We start from the raw sequence: 18,984 nt of genomic DNA on the forward strand, positions 1-18,984 counted from the left end.
AAGAGATAAATGTTTTCTTACCACATTATTCTCCTATTTGTTTTGCCTGCAGCTTCAGTATGCGTTGTCGTATTGTCTTCATATTTACCACTCCATCCACCATCACCTACAAACTGGATGATAAAAGTATTTGCTGTTGCATTTGCATCAGTATCATTGTTGATAAGCCAAGGAGATGATTGCATCTGCATAATAGCATCATATGGCAATGGACCACTATATTCAATCAGCGCTTCTGTTTCATATTTATTTGCTGTGATATTTCTAGTAGCCACTTCATTTACATTACCAGTAGCTGCAATTTCTGTAATCGTGCCTATGGTGCCATCTGTACCATCTGCAAGCCATCCGCCATCAATTTTATCATGATTTCGATTTTCGAACCATCTAACATCAGCAACTTGCCCAGCCCCACTTGGTAGATTGAGAGTATCACTACATGTTGTTGTACTAGGATTACAGTAAATAACGTAACTAATTAGCTCTTTAATATTATTATTATTTGTTGCATTCATTCCTGTTTTACAAGGTTTTTGATTACAAATAACCGTAATTTTTGGAGCAATTGTACGACCATAATAGTGTAGAACTCTCTGATTGACAGATACATTCCCTTCAGCATATTTATTGTTTGTGAGATCAGCATTGAAAAGTGTTGCATTGTCATCAACACTTATAGTTGTAAAGTTAATATCCTCAGGGTTTGCTGTTACATTGACATCTCTATTAAAATTGAGATTGGTCACTATCTGTGTTGTTCCATTCATATTTTTATGGAAGTAGGCACTTGTTGTTGTAAATGTAGGGTTTAGAGTTGTATTTCCTGCTGCTATTGTTTGATTGATATCATTTGCAGAGACAATCGTACCATTAATATCTTGATTGTGTACTCTGTAACTGTATCTCAGTGCTGTATTTGTTGTCGCTGTTTTGCCAATCTCAAGATTCATTGGTTTGGCAAAACATCCTGTAACATAATTGCTTAGAGGTGTTGTGCTATTTTTACCTATAGCTGATATCGTTGTATTTAAGTGTACAGACATATTTTCATCTTGAGCAACATTTGCCATATAAACGAACGGTTTAAATGTTGTTGGTGGTGTAACATTCCCTGTACGCAGTGTTACATTGTTGCTGACACTGTATTGGTATGGATGGAAAGTTATATTGAGGTCATTGTATCTGACATTGGTACTTGGATTAAGATGTGTTGTACTGATATCACAACCATTGTTTGTAGCTGCATTTACTAATTGAGTTGCTGAAGAATTTTGGACACAGTCGAGAGTAAGAAAAAAGTATGGACTGACATGGTGTGCCATAAATGTTGGATCACTATCAACTGCGGTCCATGTTTTATCGAGAAGATGGAGTCGATATTCACCTACTTGAGCCACTGAAGTATTTGCATCTACTTCACCATTGACAAAACGAATCTCTAGTGATTTGTTATCTTCATCATTACATGCACCTGTTGTAATACTTGTTCTTGGCTCCCATCTATACTCTGCAATATCATTTGGTGTTGTTGTGTTAAATGAACGAGTATAACCTAGTGAAGAGATATTGTTAATATGATTACTTGCATTAATCTCAATGTTATATTTGTAATCAGCTGCTAAATCAACTACTGGTGCTGTTGCCCCAACTGCACCAGAATAATTAGTTGTTAGTCTACTTTGACTTGTCTGTGCAGATTGGTTTTGATCATCAAGATTTAGCATGAATGCTTCTGGACGGATGGCGAAGTTGTCGCGTGAGCAGACAAGACGAGTATTATAACCATATACGCATTCCATACAAATAGCAATGTCTTGATATGTTAAATGATCACTATTATTTCCACAATAGGTTGCCACTGTATCCGTATTGTTGAGCTTGCCATCCATATCTTGAGCACATGTAGAGATATCTTGTACTAGTTCTGTAAAGTTAATACTACATTCTCCAGAAGCACAATCGCTTGGAGTAATCGTAACTAAATCATTATTACCATCATTTGTTTGATTATAGCTAATCCTAAAAGCGGTATTTTGTTTAGCATATTTATAAAATTCACTACTTGAAGCTAAAGAGGTCATACCCTGTGTTATGGCGTTCTCTAAAGCCTCTTTGTTAAATGGTGTTGAGCTTGTATTTCCATCAGTTATATTGCCAAATTTTACCCAAACCCTTGGTGTTATTGCACTTGCTAACTCCATACAGGATGCATTTGTATCATGAAAGGCAGATGCGTCAATCATCTCAACAGCAACTATAGTAGAAACTTCTTTTAAATCATCCAGGTTATCAGGGTCCATAGAAAGAACTTTAAAATTTCCTTCTCTTGATGTAACTTGTGTCGGAAGATTGTAGTATTTATTTCCGCTGCTTCCATCCCATGTATAGTAGTTATTGTGTACAATATTAAAAATACCTTTTGCCGGAGCATATTTAAAGTTAGAAGTAGAACACATTTCCATATTCTGTCCAAGTTGTAGCGAATAAGGAATAGTAACACCATTTAGGGTTAGATTATAGTTTGCACGTACATCAATTGTTCCGTTTAAATCAGAAACCAAAGGATCTAAACTATAGTAAACATAAAAGTGTTCGTTTGATTTTACTGTGCCTATATCGATACCTTGTATAAAACTATCTGAGACGGTTAAAGAGCTATCTGAAATCGATTGAGGAATAAGGTCTCCTATAGCGGCAAGTTTTGTGGTGTTTCTTATGTAGGTGGTCTGCGATGTATTGATATCAAGAATACTTACATTCATATCTGTAACTTCTAAATCAGAATCAACAAGATTACGAATAAAGATAGTCATCTCTATATCTTCGTGAGGAAACACTGTACCTGTTAGACGTGGCATTTTAGAACCATCATTTTTCTCTGTAAAATAGATACCTTGTTGTTTATAGGCATAGTCATAACAGAATTTTGGGGCATAAAGTTCAGTTGCAAAGACAAGCATACTTGGAGTGATATAGTCATTATTAGATTCCCACTGAATATATAAAGAGGTCAGATTTGGATTGGCATCCCTATATCCTTCCATCAGTGCTGAAACGTCGAAAGTATCAACATCGACACCATCATTGTTTATCTGTAAATTATTACTTGAACCATTAATGTCATCCCGTGTAATACCTGTTAGTTTTCCATCAAATATATTACTCTCGTCAATGCCTGTTGGAACAGGCATATTGTCATAGTTGATACCATCAGGACTTATCTGTATTCTGTCATATGCCCGTGTACTACCATCTCTATGCCCATATAGATACTCACCTTCGCCTGAGAAAAGAGAGAGTGTTGCATTGACGGTATTTTCTTTTGGTAAGATAAAGTCTGTTATTGTAAAAGGATCACTTGGATTATCAATAATATCAAACCCGCTGTAAACAGAGATATTACGCATTTTTCCTGACGAATTTTCAGCATAAATAACGACTAAAGACCATCCACCAAAAACACCGGGACTTGGTTCTCTACCTTCATCGGTTGTTAAGTTTGCTACAGTAAAAACATGTTTTCCATCACTTTGAACTTCTGAACTTATAATACTTGTGACATCGGCAAAAGCTGCATAGGTTGTACCGTCACTACTGTTATAAGTATAGATGGTATCAGCAACAACATTTTGGTATGCATTGCTATCTACTTTTAATTTTATATGATCTGCATTTGTATTAAGTAGTTCTGTTTCTGAAAAGTTACTGCCGTAGGTGCCGTCACTTGTTGTCTGGTAGCTAAATCCACTACCATTTTCATAGCCAAAACGAAGATCATACTCACTATCAGCACTAATTCTTCCTTGCCAAAAAAGACCTGCCCAAAGAACACCTTTTCCGCCTGTTGAAGGTGTATCGAAACTTGTTGGGATGGTAATATATGAAGAGGTGGAGTTCCATGTTGAACTATCATCATCAATATCGATGTATTTACTTACATGCAGGTTACTTGTTATTAATTCATAGTCGGTCATTCCATGGCATGTACCACCATATCCATCAGTTTTTTCTGTCAGACACATAACAGTATTCCCTGCAATGGCATAGTTCCCTTGCACATTGTAGGTGTCTGCCGGGTTGACCTTGTCAAAATCATGCAGTACTGCACTCCAGCCATTGCAAGCAAAAAGTAGTGTAAATAGAGAGAGGAGAAATTGTTTTGGTATTGTAAAAGTTTTCATAAGAAACCCCTTTTTGAAGTAAAAATCAGTGCAGTCAACATTTGGGCTCAGCACTAAAGTTCACTTGTCCTTATTTTATTGTAGCACTTTTTTTACAAAACTGTCTGAAATTTTTACGAAAACTATTTTTTTGATAAAAAAATAGACGTTTATTTATGTTCTTATTCTGTTTTTTTGGATATTTTGTTTGAAAAAAGAATCTATTTTTATTGTTTAATGCCTATTATATATCTTTTGGATAAAATAACAATCTAACTATAGTAAGGAATATTTTATTATGCGAAAAAATTTACACTATTTTTCTTTTTTTATTGCAATAACACTTCTCTTTTCAGCTTGTTCAAAAGAGGTGGATGAGTATAATAAACCGGCAGTTTATTGGTATGGAAAAATAGTAGAGTCTATCAGCAGTGGTGATATTGACCGAGCAGATGATTACTACTCATCACTTCAGGGAGAGCATATCGGTTCACCTCTTTTACCAGAAGCTACGATGATTTTAGCTATAGCACATATGCATTTTGAAGAGTATCTTTTAACGGAACATTTTTTAAATGAGTATGGTAAACGCTATGCAAACGAAAATGAGATAGAGTATGCCGAGTTTTTAAAGATTAAAGCAAAATATATGGCATTGCCAAATCCAAGACGTGATCAGGTTTTAATTGCCCAAGCCATTAAAGATGCAAATGCCTTTAAAGAGAAGTATCCACACTCTATGTACTACTCTTTAGTGGATAGTATGTTGACAAATCTTTACCTTGCAGATGGCGTATTGAATGAGACTATCGCTTCGCTTTATGAAAGAGTTGACAAACCAAAAGCAGCTGCTTATTATAGAGCAATCATGCCAGAGAAGTGGATAAAATGGGATGAAATTGAGCGTGCGAATACTCCTTGGTACAAAGCAATGTTTGAAGGAGACGGAACATCGTCTTGGTATGAAATAATAATCCCTGATACGAAAAGTGTTGTATCGCGTAATACTGTTAACGAAGATATAAATAATACGAAATAACTATAAAAGGATAACTGTTTATGAAGTTAAGTAACTATGGAGAATTTCCAGCTGACATTCCTGTAATAGCAGAAGATGAGATTTTTTTATATCCATTTATGATTTCTCCTCTTTTTTTGAGTGATGAGAAAAATATAGCAGCAGCTACAAAAGCGATAGAAGAGAACTCTTTAGTCATAGTCTGTCCTACAAAAACAGGTCATGAAGGTGAACGTGATTATGAATCACTCTATGATGCAGGTGTTGTTGGCTCTATCATGCGAAAAGTATCTCTTCCGGATGGAAGGGTGAAAGTTCTTTTTCAAGGACTTACACGTGCAAAATCACTCTATAAAGTGAGCGATGAACCATTAATTGCCCATGTGGATATTTTAGAAGCTACTCCGGTGAACTCACTTAAAATTGATGCGATTTTAGAAGTTGTACGTGAGAAGGTACGAGCTCTTTCTGCTGTAAGTAATTACTTTCCGCCTGATCTATTGCGAACAATTGAAGAAAATCATGATCACAACCGTATTATTGATTTGATATGTTCAACTGTAAAACTTAAAAAAGAGCAGGCCTATAAACTCTTTGTTGAGACTGATACAGAAAAAAGATTTTTAGATCTGATTGATATTCTCATCGATGAGATAGAGGCCAACAAACTTCAGCGTGAGATCCGCTCAAAAGTACATACACATATTGAAAAAGTGAACAAAGAGTACTTTTTAAAAGAACAGCTTAAACAGATTCAAAAAGAACTCGGTACCGATACGGCACGTGAAGAGGAGATAGAAGAGTACTATAAAAAGCTTGAAGCTAAAAAGTCTAAAATGGGTGAAGATGCCTACAAAGAGATAAAAAAACAGCTTGAGCGTTTTGCGCGAATGCATCCAGACTCTTCAGATGCCTCTATGACACAGACATATTTGGACTGGGTTTTGGAGATTCCATTTGGTTCATATTCTAAAAAATCACTCAAGATTGAAACTGTTGAATCGCAGCTTGATAAAGACCACTTTTCATTAGAAAAACCAAAAGAGAGAATAGTAGAGTATTTTGCTGTTAAAGAGCTTTTGGAGTTGCGTGGAATAGCACTGAAAAAGAGTGCAGGGGCAATTTTATGTTTCTCTGGACCTCCAGGTGTCGGTAAGACATCTTTGGCAAACTCCATTGCAACAGCACTCAAACGTCCACTTATCAGAATAGCCCTCGGTGGACTTGAAGATGTAAATGAACTGCGTGGGCACCGTCGTACCTATGTTGGTGCAATGCCGGGGCGTATCACACAGGGACTCATTGATGCGAAGAAGATGAATCCTGTTATAGTGCTTGATGAGATAGATAAAGTCTCACGCTCGCAACGTGGTGATCCAACCGCAGCACTTTTAGAGATACTTGACCCTGAACAAAACAGTGAGTTTAGAGATTATTATCTCAATTTTGACTTGGATCTATCAAATGTTATCTTCATCGCTACTGCAAATGATGTCGGACGTATTCCTGCCCCTCTGCGTGATAGAATGGAGTTTATTACACTCAGCTCTTACACGCCACAGGAGAAGTTCGAGATAGCAAAAAGATATCTCATTCCTCAAGAACTGAAAAAACATGGACTCAAAAAATCAGAGCTGAGTATTTCCAAACCGGCATTGCGTGAGCTTATTCACTCTTATACGCGTGAAGCAGGTGTGAGAAATTTGCGTCGCAGAATCGCTGAGATGTGTAGAAAAGCTGCTCGTGCGATACTTAAAGATGCAAGTGTAAGTAAGGTTTCTATTACGGTTAAAAATCTTAAAGAGTATTTTGACAAGTCAGTCTTTGAGATTGAGAAAACAGATAAAGTACCTGTAGTTGGTGTTGTAAACGGTCTTGCATGGACGGCAGTTGGTGGAGATGTTCTAAAAATAGAGTCTATTCGTATCAGAGGTAAAAGTAATTTGCAACTTACAGGAAGTCTTGGTGATATAATGAAAGAGTCAGCTCGTATTGCTATGAGTGTAGTAAAAACACTCATAGACAAAAGAAAGCTTAGAATCTCTGCAGATAATATTCCAGTGACTTACACAGAGAAACAGGAGAAAGTGAAAGTCGATGCAAGTGAGGTGTATAAACGTTATGACCTTCATATCCACGTTCCAGATGGTGCTACACCAAAAGATGGTCCAAGTGCAGGTATCGCGATGGTAAGTGTTATCGCTTCAATTTTGAGCTCACGAAAAATTCGTTCGGATATTGCCATGACAGGAGAGGTTTCACTTAGTGGAGAAGTACTGCCAATAGGCGGACTCAGAGAAAAACTCATTGCTGCGCATAAGGCTGAGATGAGTAAAGTGTTGATTCCTGCAAAAAATTATGAGAGAGATTTGGATGATATTCCAAAAGAAGTTCAAGACTCTTTAGAGATCATTCCTGTAAAACGTGTAGAAGAGGTGCTAAAACAAGTCCTTATTTAGACTTGTTTTAAACGATGACAGTCTCCATTTTGCTGATGAGGTCATCGTTTCTGATAGGCTTCATTAAAAATCCATTTGCTCCATACTCTAGTGCCTCAGCTTTTTTCGTCTCATCTGTCGTTAATACAATGATAGGAAGCTGACGAAGATTATCATCGGCACGGACAACTTTTAACATATCAATTCCACCCATTATAGGCATAATGATGTCCAGGAGAATAAGATCGATATCATTACGTCCTTTTAACTCTCCAATAGCATCTGAACCATTTTTAGCTTCGATAACTTCTTTTACATGACCACTTTTCATTAGCATAGATTTTAAAAGCTTTAAATTGATAATATCATCATCTACTGCTAATACTACTAAGTCTGTTCTTGTCATATTTTTACCTTTTATATAAATTTTTCTATTACACCGCGAAGTGTATCTTTGTTTATGATATTTTTCATAATTTCATCAACATAGCTCAAATCTGTTGCATCTTCTGGCATTGAAGGGTCAGCAAGTAAAATGAGTGCTGAGTGAATGCCTTTAGCCTCATTCTCTGACTTCACAAAGTTTGCAAATGTAACAAGATCAAGCTTTTCGGACTCTTTATCGAAAAGAACGATTTTATATGCATTCGATGCTATCTTATCATTCAACTCTTCGGATGAAGTAGCAACTTCATAGCTATATCCAAGTGAATCTAGAAGTTTTGTAAAGAGTTTTGTCTCAAACGGGCTTTTCTTCGCAAGAAGAATATCTGCATTATACTGAACTTCTTCTACTTCTGGAAGTGTTTCTTCTTCAACAGGCTCCGGAGTTTCAATTTGTTCTTCTTCTTCTTGTGCTTCTTTCTCTAAAGTATCATCTGTATCAAAACCTTCTTCTTGGAGTATCTCTTCATCTATCTCTATAGCAGGGATCTCCTCTTCATCACTCTCTGATGAGAGTTTTGGAACAATAAGCTCTTGTTGAGTTGTCTCTACTGCTGTCGTTACTTCATCTGCTTTTTTAGCTTTTTCTTTTAAAGCGTCTGCATTTGCCGGAACTGCATCATCAGCATCAACAATGTGGTCAGCAAGGAAATGATTTAGAAGTGTAACGATCTCTGCACGTACAAGTGGTTTTGTTGTATATTCATCAAGCCCTGCACGTAAGAATCGTTCTCTATCGCCTTTTAGTGCATTTGCAGTCAGTGCTAAAATTGGTACGTGAGGCTGGTTATAATCCTCTTCATACTCTAAAATCTCTTTTGTAGCTTCCATACCGTCAAGGAATGGCATCTGAATATCCATAAAGATAAGGTCATAGTTGCCATCTTTGCGTTTTTGGAATGCTTCAAGGCCATTTGAAGCAATATCAACAGTTAATCCTAAATCTTCAAGTGTACGTTTGATAAGCTTTTGATTAATGATATTATCTTCAGCTACTAAGATATTTGCATCAAACTTTGAAGATTCGGCATTGAACTTTTTACGATTTGCTTTTTTCGCTTTTTGGGCTTTAAAGTTTTCGTTGTTGTAATTTTCAAGAACTGCTTTGAGTTTTGTATTATTGAGTGGTTCATAGATAGTTTTGAAAATATCCAGAGCCATTGAGTCAATTTTTCTCATAAGGTATGATTTTGTAAGTAGAACTAACTCTTCAGGCATTCCACTATATGCCTCCAGCTCATCTTCTTTAGTATACTCATAATCAACAAACAGCAGGTCATAACTTACCTGTTTTTGTAGCATTTCAAGTTCATTTCTATCTGTAAACGTTGTATAGCTGATACCATAGAAGTCTAAATACTCACGCAGATAAGTGTCTTGTCTCTTTGTTTTGTGCGTTGACTCTAAAATCAGTGCATTGATACTTGAGAATGTACCTTTTGAACTCTCATTAAGTACTTCAATCTCTTCAAAGTCAATCGTAAAGAAGAATGTAGTACCTTCACCCGGTTCAGAATGCAGGTCAAGTTGTCCACCCATAAGTTCAATAAAGCGGGCAGAAATTGTAAGACCAAGACCTGTACCACCATATTTACGAGTAATTGATGTATCGGCCTGTGAGAATGCCTCAAAGATTCTCGCTTTTTGTTCACCTGTTACACCGATACCGCTATCTTGTACTTCAAATCGTACTCTTGTAATGCCTTCTTGTTCAGATTCAAGTTTTCTAATGTCAACATTGATAGCGCCAGAAGAGCTTGTAAATTTAACTGCATTTGAAAGCAAGTTAATGATAACTTCTTTAATTTTTGTCGGATCCCCTTTAAGCGGTTGCTCAAGCTCAGGATCGATGAAACATCCAAGGTCGATATGTTTTTCACTCGCACGTACTGCATAAACTTCAACAGCACTTTCAAACTCTTCAATCGGATTAAAGACAACATCTTCAATCTCAAGTTTATTAGATTCGATTTTGGAGAGATCGAGAATATTATTGATAATTTCAAGAAGGTTTTCTGATGATTTTTCAATAATCTCAACAAATTCTGCTTGCTCTTCGCGTAATTCTGTATCTTTAAGAAGCTCCGTAAATCCAACGATACCATTGAGTGGTGTACGAATCTCATGTGACATATTGGCCAAGAACATCGATTTTGCTTCAGAAGCTTCTTGAGCTGTTTCTTTATCGAGTTTTGTCTGTTCGATGATCTTCTCAAGAAGTTTATAGGCTTCTGCCGTACCTTGTGCAGTATGAAGGTTGATATTGATGGCAGTATCATCTTCATTTGTATCTTCGGCAACTTTTGTAAGAACGTCTTCGAGGTTACGGATGTTTCTTGCAATTTCATTTGAGAGTAGGAAACCAAGAATTGCCAGAATGATAGAGATCAACCAAACTGAAAGCGTTACCGCAAGAAACTGCAGGGCTTCTGTTTTTACTGTTACAGCTCGGGCATCCATTGTTCCCAAAACAACATTTTCTGCATCGGAGAGAAGATTAGACTTTTCAGAGAGCATCGCAAACCAGATACCTGCATTTGTTTCATATTCACCACTTGATGCAGATGTTAAAATACTTGCACGTTCACTATTGATATCTTCAAAAAGTTCCTGGGCATCTTCATTTTTAAAGATAGCATCAAGTTTTTTTACGAGTTCTTTATCACGAATCGTGTCATAACTGATAGCATCAGCTTTTGCAATAAGTGAGATCCATGTATTGATCTCTTCTTCTTCCAGTTCAGTAGAGCGGGCAATCGCAAAAGAGATAAAGTCACGCTCATCTGCAGTTGCTGCATTTGAACGCACTAAAGAGATATACTCAGTTGAGAACTCATTAATGAGTGCATCCATCTGATGATATGTAATCTCTTCTAACTCTTTGATACCGACTTTTTCTGCATATCCATAAACAATGTCATAAACATCATCAAAGTTTGTTTTTTGTTCATCAACGAGTTTTCTTGTCTCCTTAATCTGTTTAAGAGCAGTTTCAAGTTTTTCTATCTGCTCTTTTTCAGCTTTTGAATAGTTGTGGAGCGTTGACTGTTGCTTTATGTGTTCAAAGTAAAGTTTCTCTTTTTCATTAACTATCTTTCTCTGTTTTACCAGTGATTTTAGTGTATTTGGAGAGGAGTTACCAAGATACATTACCGTCATCCCTCTTTCACGAGAGATATTGTTTATAAGCTCATTGAGTTCTCTGTTTAGCGAAAGTCTATCTTGCAGGATCTGTGCTGCCTTATAATTTTCATAAGAGTTATATACGAAGTAACTTGTAATCGAGATAAGAATAATAATGGGGAAAAGTGAGATGAGTCTCAGTCTGTTTTTTAAGCCTAACTGCATCTTTTAAGCTCCTATTTCTGATATTTTATTGATTGTAGCATCAATTTTTTGGGCTGCTGCAATAATCTCATCTTTGTCTGATGAGTGAATAAGTGTTTCCAGTTCATTTGTGAATTCATGAAGACGCATATTATCGCTCATACCTTTAAATTTTAGTGCTTCATTACGGCATGTCCCTAAATCATCATTGCTTATAGCACTGTTTATTTTTTGAAAAATTTGATGGCTTTCATTCACAAAATCATCAAAAAGTTCATTAAAGCTTGCTTCATCAATACCTATCTCCTGAGCTGCTTGTGCTTTTGAAAATTGAGGAATCTCTTGTTCTGTATTTTCATTGCCTCCAAGGACAAGAAAGTCATCATCAGCAAGCTCTGGCATATCGATCTTCTCAGGTACATCTTTATCTTCGATATCGATCATAGCAATATCTTCATCATCTTTAAAATCCAAAGCTATATCAAAATCTTCCTCTTCGTCACTCTTTGAAAGTTCAGCTGTTTCTTCAGAAGATGTGTTTGTCATAACTTCATCATCATCTTTGAAATCAAGGCTAATAGTCTCTTCTTGTTCATTGCTTTCTATATTGATTTCTGTATCGTCTGAAACTGGTGCAACACTCTCTTCTATCTCTTCTTCAACGACGACAACTTTTTCAATTGGCTCACCAGCAAGTTTTGCAATGATTTTATAGAAGACATCAAGGTTATCTTCAATAACAGCCATATCTCCTGTTGCACTTACTGCCGATAAGACTTCATGAGCATCTTCGATACGGAGATTCGCAGCAACACCTTTTAGTTTGTGAGAAAGGATCTTAACATTGTTAACATCCCCTTCTGCGATTGATTTATCAATATCTGGTTTAAACTCTTTTGCCTGTGCAATAAAGTCTTGAATAAATTCTTCAATCAAATCAAGTGGAAGCCCTAACTCTTTTGAAGCGATGTGTGGGTCATACTGATAACCATTATCCCATTCTTCTGCAAGTTCTTTCTTTACTACTTTCTTAACAGGTTTTGTACTTGCTATAACATCCGATGCTGCCGGTTCAACAAGTGGTTCTGGAGTAGGTGTTGCAGGAGCCTCAATCTCTTCTTCAAAGACATCTAAAGAGAGATCTCCAACATCAAGAGTCTCCTCTTCATGTTCAGGCATAGAAAGTGGTTCATCAAAGTTCTGTGTTACTTCGATTGGAGCCACCTCATCTTCGATAGAGATTTGTTCTTCTGCTTGATATGGCTCAGGTACAGGTTCTGGTATGTTTGCTTCTGGTGCTATATCATAGTTGTCATGTACTGCTGCTGCAACTTCAGGTGCAGGTGTGAAAACTTTAGGTTCTTGTGGTGCTACTTTTGGCAGTTCTCTGTCAAGTATATCACTGGAGAGATTGTCGTTTTCACTTTTTGAAAGCGGACGAAGATTGTTCAGGTGGATAATGTAAGCAGGTGAAGCCGGATTATCAATTAAAAAGAGCGGTGATACAGAGAGCGTAGCTTTAAAGGTTTTGGAATTGACATTGATAAGGACTTTTGACTCTTCAGATACATCGGCATAGTTGACGAAATCTATCCAATGAACATGTTTGAAGTTGTGTACATATCCAGGTGTCTTTACAAACAGGTCGGCAAAGTCGGTTACCTCCGCACGTAATTCTGAGAGTGTATGAAAACCTAAGGTCTTTAAATCTTTCTCATCAATTCCTAAAAACTCTTTTTGAAAATTATAAATTAGCATATTCGTACCCTCTTAATCTTGTGTTTCAAGCATTTTTGTGTATGTCTCTTCATTCTCTTGGATGTCCTTACGAGACGCTGCTTTTCTTGCTGCTATATAACCAGTAATTTTGTCATCATTGTCTTTGATAGGAAGAATCTCTGTATCTACCCAATAGTATCTTCCGTCTTTTCGTAGATTTTTAACGAGTCCATTCCATGCCTGCCCGCTTTGAATTGTACTCCACATCTTTTCAAAAACGATTTTTGGCATATCCGGGTGCCTTAAGATATTGTGCGGTTTTCCTACGAGTTCCTCTACACTATAGCCTGAAACTTCGCTAAATGCTCTGTTCGCATAGGTTATAATGCCTTTGAGATCTGTCTGACTGATTATGGCAGAACCATCAAAAAAATACTCTTCATCAATTGGTGTAGCTCTATTCATTAAAAACCTTTGAGATAACTAAAATTATCACAAATATATCATAAAGGAGTGAAAAAAAAACTTAGTTATAAAATTTTTTGATAATTTTTGCATCTTTTTGACTCAAAACAGTACTAATTTCCTCAACTGTAAGCTTTTTTAAACTTTCAAATGTTCCAAAATGATTAAGTAGTTTTTGGATTTTAGCAGTTGAGATTCCGTGTAAACTTAAAAGCTTGCTCTCTTGGTCGAGCTTGAGTTTTGTCTTTTTATGAAAGCTAATAGCTGTGCGATGTGCTTCATCACGAAGCTTTTGAACCCATTGCAGACGTTTGTCACTCTCTTTGAGTCGAAAAACATCCTCTTTCGTATAGATGATATCTTTTGCCTTGCCTTTTGCACGATGTACTTTTGCATCAACTTTCTCTTTTGAAATAGCGATAACATCAAGCCAAACACCGTTAGATTCTAAAATCTCTAAGGCGAGCTTGAGCAGAGTTGCTCCGCCGTCCAGTATCCACAAATCAGGTGGAGAACTCTTTTTAAAACTCTCTACTCTACGTGAGAGAAGTTCTCTCATCTGGCCATATTCATCTCTTGCTTCTAAGTGATAGATACGGTAGGATTGCTTATCAAATTTGTTATTTTCATAAACAACCATAGCTCCAACAGTAGCAACACCTGACATATGTGAATTGTCAAAAATCTCAACCCTGTAAGGTATTTTTTCTAGAACACACAACTCCTGTATCTCTTTTAAAATTCTCTCATCTTTGGACTTTGATTCTTTTTTGAGCAGCTCTTGTGCATTCAGTAGTGCCAATGTAATGAGATCTTTTTTTTTCCCTCTTTTTGGTACCGTAAGCAGTGCTTTTTTCTTAAAAATACGGCTGAGGTGCTCTTGAATGAGCTCTATATCTTCAAAAGAATCTGCAAGTAAGATAGGAGCTATAATAGGTGGCTTTTCATCTTTGTAAAAATCAAGTAAAGCACGTGAATAGAGTTCATTTGCATCAAAGCCCTCACGCAGGTTGATAATATCATGTGAAGAGGAGATGATTTTACCATGACGCATAAAGATTCTCACAAGTGCGGCCTTTTGCTCAGTATGGGTAATTGCAAAAATATCATAATCTTCATTTGTTGCAAAATCTATCTCACTCTTTATCTCCGAACGGCTTATTTTGTCAATTCTGTCACGCAGTTCTGCAGCCTCTTCAAAGCGTAATTCTTCAGCATAAAACTCCATTTTCTTTTCCAGCTCTTTAATCAGGAGCTTTTTATTTTTGATGAGTTGTGTAGCTTTGTCTATCTCTTTTTGATAACGCTCTTTTGAGACTGGCAGCTCACATGGACCAAGGCATTTGTCTATCTGATAATAGAGACAGAGTTTTTTCGACTTTAGGCAGCCTTTTTTTTGAACAAGTTTTGCTATCTCATAAACGGAATTTAAAATATCCCTAGCCCCTACACTATAGGGACCATAGTAGCTAATCTCTTTACTTTTGATAATTTTGCGTGTGATGTCAAATCGTGGAAATTTTTCAGCGTTGTCAATATAGATGTAAGGGTATGTCTTATCATCACGCAATAAGATATTGTATTTAGGACTGAGCTGTTTAATGAGTGAATTTTCCAAAATAAGAGCGTCATGTTCGCTTTTTACGACAATATAGTTCAGAGATACGGTCTGCTCCAACATTTTTATAATGCGCACTGAGAGGTTTGGATTTGGACGTAGTTCAGGGCTGAAAAGCCAGTAGCTTTTGACTCTGTTACTGAGATTTTTTGCTTTTCCTATGTAAAGCAGTTTTCCGTTTTTGTCAAAATACTGATAGATACCGGCAGAGTCTGGGAGTTTCTGGATACTCTCTTTAAGATTCATGGAGCTCTTTTATAATATTTTGAATAGACTCTAAAAGCTCACGCAAATGCGCATCCTCTGTTGTGATTTTAAATGTCCCTGTTGCACGCTCAGGATAGCTTTGTGGTTCGTTTTGCTTCTCTTGAGTGCTCTTGCGTAAGGGAGTGTGTGTTACAAATGCTTTGATATCATTGATTGTAAAGCCCTCGCACTCTTTTGGTTGGACATACTTTAAAGCACTTTTAATGCTTTGTATATTATTATCAAACTCTTGTTTGGCACCTGGATGGTTCAGCACAAAGAAAAGTGTATCGTTTTTTATGTAAGCAAACTTAATCATTTTTTGCAGCGGTGCCGAAAAACTGAGGCGTATGGTGTCTATACACTTAAAACGAGATAATTTAGAAAATTGAGGTCGATTTTGAATAGAATTAATAATATCACGAGCATTTTTCATCTGATAATTATAACAAGCTTTTTATTAAGTTTGAGTGCTTGTGGATATAAAGCGCCACCATATTATCAAGAGGATGTGCCAAAAGGTGATAATAATGTTGAATTTCACTATAAAAAGAAAAGTTTTGAGAACAATGAAACGAATGCGAGCTGCAAATAATGTTTCATTATGATGTAATTATTGTGGGTGCCGGTGTAGCAGGACTCTATGCTGCAATGAATCTCCCTCGTGATAAAAAAGTACTGTTGATAAACAAACGACAAACCTTTAAATGTAATACTTTCTACGCACAGGGTGGCGTAGCTCTGGCACGAGATGCAGCAGATGTTCCTGTACACATCCAAGATACACTCTCAGCTGGTGATGGTCTGTGTGACAGAGAGGCTGTTGAGCTTTTAAGCAAACATTCCCGTGAGGTTATCGATGACTTGATAAAAAACGGTTTTGAGTTTGATAGAGATGAAGAGGGTAATCTGCTCTATACAAGGGAAGCGGCACACTCATGCGAGCGAATTTTGCATGCAGGCGGTGATGCGACTGGACGCTATCTGCATCACTTTTTACTCCAACACAATCCTCACGCAATGCTCAGTGATGCACGTGTTGTTGATCTACTCATCAAAGATGGGGAGTGCTATGGTGTGACAGTATTGGACCACAGAGAGAGTTATAATCTCTATGCAAAAGATGTCATCATTGCAAGTGGCGGTGTAGGTTCACTTTATGAGTACCATACAAACGCACCTTGTATCAGTGCCGATATTCAAGGCCTTTGTGTGATGAAGGGCATTGAACTGGACCGTATGGAGATGCTGCAGTTTCATCCGACTGTCTTTGTTAATGCTACAGGCGCACAGAAGATGCTTTTGACTGAAGCGCTGCGAGGTGAAGGTGCAACGATAGTTGATGAGAATGGTAAACGTTTTTTGTTTGAGTATGATGAACGAGGAGAGCTTGCTTCTCGTGATATCGTTTCCAAATCAATTTATAAATACAAGAAAAAGACAGGACTGCAGGTTTACTTGAATTTAGAGAACTTTGAAGAGGAGTATTTTGCACATCGTTTTCCAAATATCTATAAAAACCTGCGTGCGCTTGGTTATACGGTACCAAAAGACAGAGTGCCGATTTCTCCGGCATTTCATTATGCCATAGGAGGTATCAAAACTGACCTGCATGCACGAGTGCCAAATGTGAAAAATCTTTATGCTATCGGTGAAGTTGCTTCAACAAGGGTCCATGGTGCGAACAGACTTGCATCAAACTCACTCTTAGAAGGTCTTGTTTTTGCAAAAATAGCAGTTGATGATATCATGCAGAACAAAAACGAGAAGAAATTTCAGGAGTTTGCAGTCAGTGATGAGGTAATGAGCTTTAAAGATGACAAGGCAAAAAAGAATCAACTACGTCATATTATGTGGGAAAATGTCTCAATTATTCGAACAAAAAGTGGACTAAATGATGCTTTAGAGACAATTAATGCTCTTTTAAATGAAAAAATTGGTAAACTACTTAAATTTCGTTTATTGACAGCAAGAGAGATAGTGCTCTGTGCATTAAACAGAAGTGAATCCATAGGGGTTCATACAATACAAGAGGAGAAATGATGGAACACGGTTCAGTCGTAGAAGGTGCCCTTAAGGCACTAGAACATGCAACAACAGATGTAAATCTGGCTACAACATGGGTTGGATGGCTTAGTTTAGCTGTATTTGTTATAGCGTACTATTTTATAGCAACAGAAGAGAGATATGAGGTGAACAAAGCTAAGCCTGCACTATTTGCAGGTACTTTAATGTTTATGCTTGTAGGTATCTATTTTACAATTAATGGATTGAGTCCTGATCATCTTCATGATGAATTAGAAAATCTAATTCTTGAAATTGCAGAGATTTTCTTCTTCTTGCTTGTTGCCATGACATACATTGAAACGCTTATTGAACGTGGTGTTTTTGATTTGATGAAGTATAAACTTGTCTCAAAAGGATATACATATAAAAAACTTTTCTGGCTAACAGGATTTTTAGCATTTTTTATCTCTCCTGTAGCAGACAACTTGACAACTGCGCTCATCCTTTCAACGGTGCTTTTTACGATTGACAAGAAAAATATGGCTTTCTTGGTTCCTGGTGCTATCAATATCGTCGTAGCTGCAAATGCTGGTGGTGCTTGGTCTCCATTTGGTGATATTACAACACTAATGGCATGGACAGCTGGTAAGGGTGAGTTTATAGACTTCCTCTATCTCTTTCCTGCATCATTTTTAGGTTGGGCAGTAACAGCATTCTTACTTGCTATGTCAGTTCCTGATGGTGAACCTGCATTTAATGCTGCAACAGAGTCAAAGCCTGTAGTACAAGATGGTGGTATGGGTGTTGTTTATCTTGGTATCGGAACGATTACAATCGCGGTTCTTGGACATCAATTCTTCCATTTCCCTGCAATGTGGGGTATGATGTTTGGTTTGGCACTGTTAAAACTTTACTCAGTTACTCTAGAAAAAGGCGGGAAAAATGCTTTCAATATCTACATCAATATGCAAAAAATAGAAAATGACACGCTTCTTTTCTTCTTTGGTATTCTTTCAGCTGTAGGTGCACTACATTTCTTAGGTTTCTTAGAGTATATTCATGATCTCTATGGCATGATAGGTTCAACTGCGGCAAATATTGGTGTTGGTTTTCTTTCAGCTATTGTTGATAATGTACCTGTAATGAGTGCAATCTTAAAGTCATCTCCTGATATGGATTTAGCACAATGGATGTTGGTTACTATGACAGCCGGTGTCGGTGGTAGTCTTATCTCTTTTGGTTCTGCTGCAGGTGTCGGTGTTATGGGTCGTCTTCGTGGTATCTATACTTTTGGAAGCCATATGAAACATGCTTGGACTATTTTAGTAGGTTACATTGTTTCTGTATCTATTTGGTATATTCAATTTGAATTAATGGGACTTTATTAATTATTCTCCTATAAGCTCAGAGTTGAATTCTGAGCTTATATCTTCTAAACAAATTAAATCTTAATCTTGATTTTGCTATCCTTTCACAAATAATTTATTAAATTAAAACTTCTTTATTTCTCAAAAAACAGTGTTTTTTGTAGCTTTAGGGGGT

11 protein-coding genes are annotated in these 18,984 nt (G+C 36.9%); 4 read left to right on the top strand and 7 right to left on the bottom strand.

The window, feature by feature from the left end; all coding sequences use genetic code 11:
* Positions 1-17: 17 nt before the first annotated feature.
* On the bottom strand, positions 18-4,181 hold the full coding sequence (locus MNY27_RS03095) for a hypothetical protein (RefSeq protein ID WP_346391872.1): 4,164 nt from the start codon (positions 4,179-4,181) through the stop codon (positions 18-20).
* A 277-nt stretch (positions 4,182-4,458) separates the two neighbouring features.
* Between MNY27_RS03095 and bamD the strand changes: the two genes are divergently transcribed.
* Both bamD and lon read left to right on the top strand, forming a co-directional pair.
* Complete coding sequence (bamD, locus tag MNY27_RS03100) at positions 4,459-5,199, top strand: outer membrane protein assembly factor BamD (RefSeq protein ID WP_152183386.1); 741 nt, start codon at positions 4,459-4,461, stop codon at positions 5,197-5,199.
* 20 nt (positions 5,200-5,219) lie between these two features.
* Positions 5,220-7,637, top strand: a complete 2,418-nt coding sequence (gene lon, locus MNY27_RS03105; RefSeq protein WP_152183387.1) for an endopeptidase La — start codon at positions 5,220-5,222, stop codon at positions 7,635-7,637.
* A gap of 7 nt (positions 7,638-7,644) precedes the next feature.
* Here the strand turns inward: lon and MNY27_RS03110 are convergent, their stop codons facing one another.
* The 6 genes from MNY27_RS03110 to MNY27_RS03135 form a co-directional block, all read right to left on the bottom strand.
* Positions 7,645-8,022, bottom strand: coding sequence for a response regulator (locus MNY27_RS03110; protein WP_152183388.1), 378 nt, complete (start codon positions 8,020-8,022; stop codon positions 7,645-7,647).
* An 11-nt stretch (positions 8,023-8,033) separates the two neighbouring features.
* Complete coding sequence (locus tag MNY27_RS03115) at positions 8,034-11,408, bottom strand: ATP-binding protein (RefSeq protein ID WP_346391873.1); 3,375 nt, start codon at positions 11,406-11,408, stop codon at positions 8,034-8,036.
* Between the two features lie 3 nt (positions 11,409-11,411).
* Positions 11,412-13,145: an Hpt domain-containing protein gene (locus tag MNY27_RS03120; protein ID WP_346391874.1), complete on the bottom strand. Its 1,734-nt coding sequence runs from the start codon at positions 13,143-13,145 to the stop codon at positions 11,412-11,414.
* Positions 13,146-13,157: 12 nt separating this feature from the next.
* The gene (locus tag MNY27_RS03125) at positions 13,158-13,571 is read right to left on the bottom strand and encodes a PAS domain-containing protein (RefSeq protein ID WP_152183391.1); all 414 of its coding nucleotides are present in this window, start codon (positions 13,569-13,571) and stop codon (positions 13,158-13,160) included.
* A gap of 61 nt (positions 13,572-13,632) precedes the next feature.
* Entirely contained in the window at positions 13,633-15,435 is a 1,803-nt protein-coding gene (uvrC, locus tag MNY27_RS03130; protein ID WP_152183392.1) for an excinuclease ABC subunit UvrC, read from the bottom strand.
* Positions 15,425-15,871 (bottom strand): hypothetical protein, encoded by a 447-nt coding sequence (locus MNY27_RS03135; protein ID WP_152183393.1) that lies wholly within the window; start codon positions 15,869-15,871, stop codon positions 15,425-15,427. The genes uvrC and MNY27_RS03135 overlap by 11 nt, the downstream gene beginning before the upstream one ends.
* 158 nt (positions 15,872-16,029) lie before the next feature.
* On the opposite strand from MNY27_RS03135, the gene nadB reads away from it, so the two are divergent.
* Together nadB and nhaD are read left to right on the top strand one after the other, a co-directional pair.
* Positions 16,030-17,478 carry an L-aspartate oxidase gene (gene nadB / locus MNY27_RS03140; protein WP_152183395.1) on the top strand — a complete coding sequence of 483 codons (1,449 nt, stop codon included), beginning with the start codon at positions 16,030-16,032 and terminating at the stop codon, positions 17,476-17,478.
* Positions 17,478-18,830: a sodium:proton antiporter NhaD gene (gene nhaD / locus MNY27_RS03145; RefSeq protein ID WP_188109428.1), complete on the top strand. Its 1,353-nt coding sequence runs from the start codon at positions 17,478-17,480 to the stop codon at positions 18,828-18,830. Before nadB ends, nhaD begins: the two co-directional genes overlap by 1 nt.
* Positions 18,831-18,984 lie beyond the last annotated feature (154 nt).

This window comes from Sulfurimonas sp. NWX79, from assembly GCF_039667035.1.
Lineage (GTDB): Bacteria > Campylobacterota > Campylobacteria > Campylobacterales > Sulfurimonadaceae > Sulfurimonas > Sulfurimonas indica.

Coding starts and splice junctions, on each gene's coding strand:
- MNY27_RS03095 (WP_346391872.1), bottom strand. CDS start 4,181: ATGAAAACTTTTACAATACCAAAACAATTTCTCCTCTCTCTATTTACA.
- bamD (WP_152183386.1), top strand. CDS start 4,459: ATGCGAAAAAATTTACACTATTTTTCTTTTTTTATTGCAATAACACTT.
- lon (WP_152183387.1), top strand. CDS start 5,220: ATGAAGTTAAGTAACTATGGAGAATTTCCAGCTGACATTCCTGTAATA.
- MNY27_RS03110 (WP_152183388.1), bottom strand. CDS start 8,022: ATGACAAGAACAGACTTAGTAGTATTAGCAGTAGATGATGATATTATC.
- MNY27_RS03115 (WP_346391873.1), bottom strand. CDS start 11,408: ATGCAGTTAGGCTTAAAAAACAGACTGAGACTCATCTCACTTTTCCCC.
- MNY27_RS03120 (WP_346391874.1), bottom strand. CDS start 13,145: ATGCTAATTTATAATTTTCAAAAAGAGTTTTTAGGAATTGATGAGAAA.
- MNY27_RS03125 (WP_152183391.1), bottom strand. CDS start 13,571: ATGAATAGAGCTACACCAATTGATGAAGAGTATTTTTTTGATGGTTCT.
- uvrC (WP_152183392.1), bottom strand. CDS start 15,435: ATGAATCTTAAAGAGAGTATCCAGAAACTCCCAGACTCTGCCGGTATC.
- MNY27_RS03135 (WP_152183393.1), bottom strand. CDS start 15,871: ATGAAAAATGCTCGTGATATTATTAATTCTATTCAAAATCGACCTCAA.
- nadB (WP_152183395.1), top strand. CDS start 16,030: ATGTTTCATTATGATGTAATTATTGTGGGTGCCGGTGTAGCAGGACTC.
- nhaD (WP_188109428.1), top strand. CDS start 17,478: ATGGAACACGGTTCAGTCGTAGAAGGTGCCCTTAAGGCACTAGAACAT.